The sequence below is a fragment of the Ramlibacter sp. genome (genome assembly GCF_036383835.1).
In the GTDB taxonomy this organism is placed as follows: domain Bacteria; phylum Pseudomonadota; class Gammaproteobacteria; order Burkholderiales; family Burkholderiaceae_C; genus Ramlibacter.
Map to the genome: position 1 here is coordinate 1 of NZ_DASVNN010000004.1, position 6212 is coordinate 6212.

The 6212-nt window shown below is 67.3% G+C and carries 7 protein-coding genes; all 7 read right to left on the bottom strand.

Features of this window, described 5'->3' with window-relative positions; genetic code table 11:
- Nucleotides 1-91: 91 nt before the first annotated feature.
- The 7 genes from VF522_RS00545 to VF522_RS00575 are packed head-to-tail and all read right to left on the bottom strand — an operon-like array spanning nt 92 to nt 6120.
- Nucleotides 92-1000, bottom strand: a complete 909-nt coding sequence (locus VF522_RS00545; protein WP_330906242.1) for a sugar phosphate isomerase/epimerase family protein — start codon at nt 998-1000, stop codon at nt 92-94.
- Complete coding sequence (locus tag VF522_RS00550) at nt 997-1908, bottom strand: 4-hydroxyphenylpyruvate dioxygenase (protein ID WP_330906243.1); 912 nt, start codon at nt 1906-1908, stop codon at nt 997-999. Before VF522_RS00550 ends, VF522_RS00545 begins: the two co-directional genes overlap by 4 nt.
- A 3-nt stretch (nt 1909-1911) precedes the next feature.
- Nucleotides 1912-2748 (bottom strand): shikimate dehydrogenase family protein, encoded by an 837-nt coding sequence (locus tag VF522_RS00555; RefSeq protein ID WP_414709406.1) that lies wholly within the window; start codon nt 2746-2748, stop codon nt 1912-1914.
- A 20-nt stretch (nt 2749-2768) separates the two neighbouring features.
- Nucleotides 2769-3242 (bottom strand): type II 3-dehydroquinate dehydratase, encoded by a 474-nt coding sequence (gene aroQ / locus VF522_RS00560; RefSeq protein WP_330906244.1) that lies wholly within the window; start codon nt 3240-3242, stop codon nt 2769-2771.
- Nucleotides 3243-3255: 13 nt separating this feature from the next.
- Nucleotides 3256-4254: a TRAP transporter substrate-binding protein gene (locus tag VF522_RS00565; RefSeq protein WP_330906245.1), complete on the bottom strand. Its 999-nt coding sequence runs from the start codon at nt 4252-4254 to the stop codon at nt 3256-3258.
- A 32-nt stretch (nt 4255-4286) separates the two neighbouring features.
- A complete protein-coding gene (locus VF522_RS00570; RefSeq protein WP_330906246.1) occupies nt 4287-5567 on the bottom strand; it encodes a TRAP transporter large permease subunit in 1281 nt (426 codons plus the stop codon).
- Between the two features lie 7 nt (nt 5568-5574).
- Nucleotides 5575-6120 (bottom strand): TRAP transporter small permease, encoded by a 546-nt coding sequence (locus VF522_RS00575; protein WP_330906247.1) that lies wholly within the window; start codon nt 6118-6120, stop codon nt 5575-5577.
- Nucleotides 6121-6212: the final 92 nt, after the last annotated feature.

The window sequence follows — 6212 nt, forward strand, 5'->3', positions numbered from 1 at the left end:
CAAGCGGAGCTTGCCCACCCTACGGGGCTACCGTAGCGTCGGGTCTCGTAGGGTGGGCAAGCTCCGCTTGCCCACCATGGCAGCCCTCGATCTACGTCCGCAGCTTCAACTGGTTCGGCAGCGGCACGGAGCGACGCAGCACGTCCTCGGCGAGCCACAGGGCCGAACGCCGCGCGCGTTCCGACACCATGGGCAAGGGCATCTGCACGTAATCGTCGTTGAACACCTCGAAGCTGTAGTCGCCGGCGTAGCCCAGCGCGTCGAGCTTCAGCACCATCTGCACCAGCTGCCCGGTGTGCACGCCTTCGCCGGGGAACACGCGGAAGGTGCGCGCCGTCGCCATGCGTTCCTCGAAGGTGCGCGTCTCCTGCCACATGAAGTCGGACAGCTGCACCAGGAAGATCTTCGAGGCGTCGAGGTCGTCCATCGCATCCAGCGGCGTCTTCGCCGCCAGGATGTGGAAGGAGTCGATGCCGATGCCGAGGTTGGGGCAGTCGGCGCGGCAGACGACGTCCCAGGAGGTGGTGAACTCGTTGACCGTGCGGCCCCAGGACAGGCCTTCATAGGCGATCCTGATGCCGAAGGGGAGGGCGAGCATCGCCAGCTTGCGCAGGTCGCGCGCGATGTGGTCGAGGTCCTGGCTCGCGTGGGTCGAGGTCGACGAGCAGGCGAGCAGCACGTCGCAACCGAGCGCGGCGCACATCTCCAGCATCGTCTTGGCGATGTCCACCTTGTACTGGTGCAGGTGGCCCGACAGGCCTTCGAAGTCGCGCAGCACCTGGAAGCCGGTGCCGCGCAGGCCGCTCGCGCGCACCGCCTTCACGGCCGCCTGCCAGCCCTGGGGATGGCCCACCAGGTCGTTGGCCTTGAGCATGACCTGCGAGAAGCCGACCTGCTGCATGGCTTCCAGCTTGGCTTCGAGCGGGCCGGCGAGCGTGATCGTGTCCATCCCGAAGGGACGGATCGCCTGCAGCAGGCTGCGCTGGTCGCGGAGCTTCATGGCTGGCTGTGCACCAGTTCGAACAGCACGCCGCCGAGATAGTTCCTGGTGATGGCGCCGCGGCGCTCGGTGTGCGCCGCCTGCGTCTCGACGAATTCCATCCCCAGCGCGCGCAGTGCCTTCACGGCGGCCAGCACGTCCGGCACGCCCAGGCCGATGCGCTGCAACCGCTCGCGGTTGTCGAGCGAGTCGGCCTCGGGCTCGATCACCTGCAGCATGAAGCGGTTGCCCGCCTGCAGCGCCGGCGCGCGCAGCAGCTTGCCCGCGGGCATGATGCCGAAGCGCTGTTCGTCGGGGATCGCCGCGATGCCGAACAGCGCCTGGTAGAACTCCAGCCAGTCGTAGGTCCGGCCGGTGCCGATGTACTGCACGATGCCGAAGAAGTGCATGCCGGCCACGGCCGGCGGATGCGGGTCGACGCCCGGGATCTTCACGAAGTCCACGTCGTAGATCGAGAAGTCGCGATAGCGATCGACGAAATAGATGCGGCTGCCGCCCGCGCCGTGGATGGCCGGGATGTTCAGTTCCATCGCCTCGGGATGCGTCGGCACTTCCCAGCCGCCGTGTTCCAGCACGTAGCGGTAGGCGGCGCGGGCATCGCGCACGCGCAGCGCCACGGCCGCGATCGCCGAAGCTGGCTCGCCGTGGGTGGCGCCCTGCGCATCGTTGGGGTTCGCGTTCACCACGATGTTGATGCCGCCCTGGCGATACAGCAGCACCTCGCGCGAGCGGTGCCGCGCGATGGGCCGGAAGCCCATCATCTCCAGCACCTGCCCGAGCTGCTGCGGCTGCGAGGTGGCGTATTCGATGAACTCCACGCCGTCCAGGCCGATCGGGTTGGCCTCGTCGCTGAAGGAATCCTGCAGCGGTTCGCGCGCGTGCTCCGGTTGCAGCAACAGATCGCTCATCGTTCAGTACTCCAGTCGCGCAACGGAGCGCAGCGTCTCCGGCGTGGTGGTGGGAAAGCCGAAGAACTCCAGGTAGGGCGGGATCATCTCGAACAGCATGTCGGTGCCGACCTGCACGCGGCAGCCGCGCGCCTGCGCCGCGACGAGGAAGGCGGTCATCTCCGTCTTCATCACCACTTCGCCGACGAAGGCCTGGGTCTCGATGCGGTCCACGTCCACGGGAAGCGGATCGCCGGGATTCATGCCGAGCGGCGTGGCGTTCACCACCAGGTCGAATCCGGCCGGGTCCTTGCTGCCGGTGCTCACGTCCACGGCGGGGTAGTGCGTGCGCAGCCGCCCGGCGAGGCTCGACGCCGAGGCGGCGTTCACGTCGTACAAGGCGAGGGCGCCGGCGCCCGCGGCCGCCAGCGAAGCCGCGATCGCGCAACCGACGCCGCCGCTGCCCACCACCAGGGCGCGCGCGCCGCGCAGTTCCATGCCCTTGCGCTTCAGGCCGCGCACGAACCCTTCGCCGTCGAACATGTCGGCAAGCAGGCGGCCGTCCGGCAGGCGCTTGACCGCATTGCAGGCGCCCGCGACCTGGCCGGTGGCCGTGACCTCGTCGACCAGCGACACCACGCTCACCTTGTGCGGCATGGTGATCAGCGCGCCGCGCACGTTCTCCAGCGCGAACACGCTGCGCAGCACCTGCGCGAAGTTCCCGGGCTTGCACCCCATCGGCACCACCAGCGCGTTGACGCCGATGGATTCGAAGTAGGGGTTGTAGATCATGGGCGCCTTGAAGGCGTGCGTGGGCCAGCCCAGGTGGGCGACCAGCTCCGTGTTTCCGTTGACCAGCATGGGGCGGGGGATGCGCGCGTTCATCGCAGGTGGGGGTTCTCGGCGTCGTGCTTGCGCGCGAGGCCTTCCAGCGCCACGAGGTAGCCCTGCACCCCGAAGCCGATCACGATGCCCGCGGCGACCGGCGACACCCAGGACTGGTGCCGGAAGGGCTCGCGCGCGTGCACGTTGGAGATGTGGCACTCGATCACGGGCAGGGGCTCCACGCCCTTGATCGCGTCGTGCAGCGCCACCGAGGTATGGGTCAGCGCGCCCGGGTTGAACACGCAGCCGAGCGCCTGGCCCTCGCGGAACAGGCGCCCGTACTCGTGGACCTTGTCGATCAGGGCGCCTTCCCAGTTGCTCTGGAAGCACTCGACCTCGTAGCCCAGGCGCTGGCCCGCGGCGCGGCACATCGCCTCCACCTCGGGCAGCGTGGTGGCGCCGTACTGCGACGGCTCCCGCGTGCCCAGGAGGTTGAGGTTGGGCCCGTTGAGGACGAGGATCTTCTTCACGCGCAGTCCCGCGTTACTTCCGCAGCTTGGCCAGTTCGGCCATCATCGACTTCACCGTGGCGTCGCCCACGCTCTCGGAGTGCTTGGCGATCACCGGCTTCATCTTGTCGCGCAGCTTGTTCACTTCGGCCGCGGGCAGCTCGTTGACCTGCATGCCGCCCTTCTTCAGGTCTTCCAGGCCGGCCAGCAGCGAGGCGCGCGACTGGGTGCGTTGGTACACGGCCGATTCCGCGGCGGCATCGCGCAGGATCTTCTGGTCGCCGGCGGACAGGCCGTCCCAGAACTTCTTGCTGATCACCACCGACTGAGGGTTGTACTGGTGGTTGGTGAGCGTCATGTACTTCTGCACTTCGTACAGCTTGGCGCCCTTGATCGTGGCCACCGGGTTCTCCTGGCCGTCGACCGCCTTCTGCTCCAGCGCGGCGTACAGCTCGGGGAAGGGCAGCGGCGTGGGGTTGGCGCCCAGGGCCTTCACCCAGTCGACGTTGATCGGGTTCGGGATCACGCGCAGCTTCAGGCCGGCGATGTCCTCCACCTTGGCGATCGGGTGCTTGCTGTTGGTCAGCTGGCGGAAGCCCAGCTCGTAGTAGGCGAGGCCCACCAGGCCCTTTTCTTCCAGCTTCTTGTGCAGGCCCTGGCCGAAGGGACCGTCGACCACGGAGTCGGCTTCCTTCGGCGTGCCGAACAGGAAGGGGAAGTCGTAGATCGCGAAGTCCTTCACCAGGCTGGCGAAGATGCCGGAGTTCATGGAGGCCATCTCCAGCGTGCCGCCCTGCAGCGCCGACACGTTGGCCTGGTCGCTGCCCAGCGCGCCGCCCGGGAACACCTGCACCTTCATCTTGCCGCCGGACTTCTGCTCCACCAGTTCGGCGAACTTCTCCATGCCCAACACGATCGGATGGCCCTTGGCGTTCTGGTTCGCGAACTTGATGGTGCGCGTCTGCGCGTGCGCCATGCCGAAGGCGGCCACGGCCACGGCGGCCACCAGGGTCTTGAGGAACACTCGTTTCATGCTTTGTCTCCGTTGGAGGTTGGGGTTGGAAATCAGCCGTAGAACCAGCGCGCCGGCACCGTGACGAGCTGGGGGAACAGGACCATCAGGAACATCACGGTGAACTGCGCGATCATGAAAGGCCACACGCCCCGGGTGACCTCGTCCATGCTGATCTTGCCGACGCCGGCCACCGTGCTGAGGATGGTGCCCACCGGCGGGGTGATCAGGCCGATGGAGTTGTTGATCATGAACAGCACGCCGAAGTAGACGGGGTCGATGCCCGCGGCCTTGACCAGCGGCATGAACACCGGCGTGAGGATCAGGATGGTGGGCGTCATGTCCATCGCCGTGCCCACCAGCATGGTGATGACCATGATCGCGATCAGCAGCACCGTGGGCTGGTCCAGCAGCGGCTGCAGCAGGGTCACGAGTTCGGCCGGCAGGTTGGCCACGGTGATCATCCAGGCCGACACCATCGCGGCGGCCACCAGGAACATCACCACCGCGGTGGTCTGGGCCGCCGCCTGGAACAGGCCGTACAGCTGCGAGACCTTCAGTTCCTTGTACACCACCATCGACACGAACAGCGCGTAGACGGCGGCCACCACGGCGGCCTCGGTCGGCGTGAACACGCCGAACTTCAGGCCCACGATCACGATCACCGGCAGGCCCAGCGCGAAGGTCGCGTCCTTCAGCGCGGTCATCACCTCCGCGCGGCTCGCGCGCGGCGTCGGCTCGATCTTCTGCCGGCGCACCATCCACCACCAGGTGAACCACAGCGCCGCGCCCAGCAGGATGCCGGGGAAGATGCCGGCGATGAACAGCTTGGAGATCGACACGTTGGCGGCCACGCCGAACACCACGAAGCCGATGCTGGGCGGGATGATCGGGCCCATCACCGCGGCTGAGGCGAGCAGGCCGGCCGAGCGCGGCTTGTCGTAGCCGGCGCGCGTCATCATCGGCAGCAGCAGCGCGGCGAGGGCTGCCGCGTCGGCCACGGCCGATCCGGACAGGGCCGACATGATCGCCGCCGCCATGATCGCCACGTAGCCGAGGCCGCCCTTGACGTGGCCCACCAGCGCCATCGCGAGGTTGACGATGCGCCGCGACAGGCCGCCGGTGTTCATGATCTCGCCGGCCAGCATGAAGAAGGGCACGGCGAGCAGCGGGAAGCTGTTGGCGCCTTCGAGCAGGTTCTGCGCGAGGATCTGCGCGTCGAACATGTCCAGGTGCAGCATGAGCGCGGCACCGCAGGCGAGCAGGGCGAAGGCGATGGGCAGGCCCAGGGCCATGGCCCCCAGCAGCGACCCCAGGAAGATGGCGATGGTCATGGCGTGTTCAGTGCTTGAGGGCGGCGGCTTCGACGGCGGCGACGTCCTCTTCGGACTCGATCACGCCGATCAGCTGTTCTTCCGAGAGCTGGCCGGACACCAGCTTCCAGAAGTCGTCGAGGATGAAGAGGAAGGCGACGACGGAGAAGAACAGCCCGGCCGAGTAGAACCAGGCCATCGAAGCTTCCATCACCGCGCTGGTGGTGCCCGCGTTGATCAGGGTCTGCTGCCAGGAGCCGCGGAACATCAACCAGCACAGGTACAGCATCAGCAGGTGCGTGAGGCCCAGGCAGATCTTCTTGCCCGCAACCGGCAGGCGCGAGACCAGCGTGTCGGTGCCGAGGTGAGCGTGCGAACGCAGTGCGATCACGGAACCGATGAACGTCATCCACACGAACAGCCAGCGCGAGAGCTCCTCGGACACCGTGATGCCGCTGTTGAAGCCATAGCGCAGCACCACGTTGCCGAACACCATGACGACCATCAGCGCGAGGCACACCACCATCACCGCGGTCAGGAAGCGGCAGCAGCGGTCGAGGAAGTTCTGGAACATGGGCTGGTCTCCTGGGCGATCCGGCCCGTGCCGGATCCGCGGACCGGATTTTGTACGGACTGGTTAGTTTTCTTTGCTCGGGAAAACCCTAG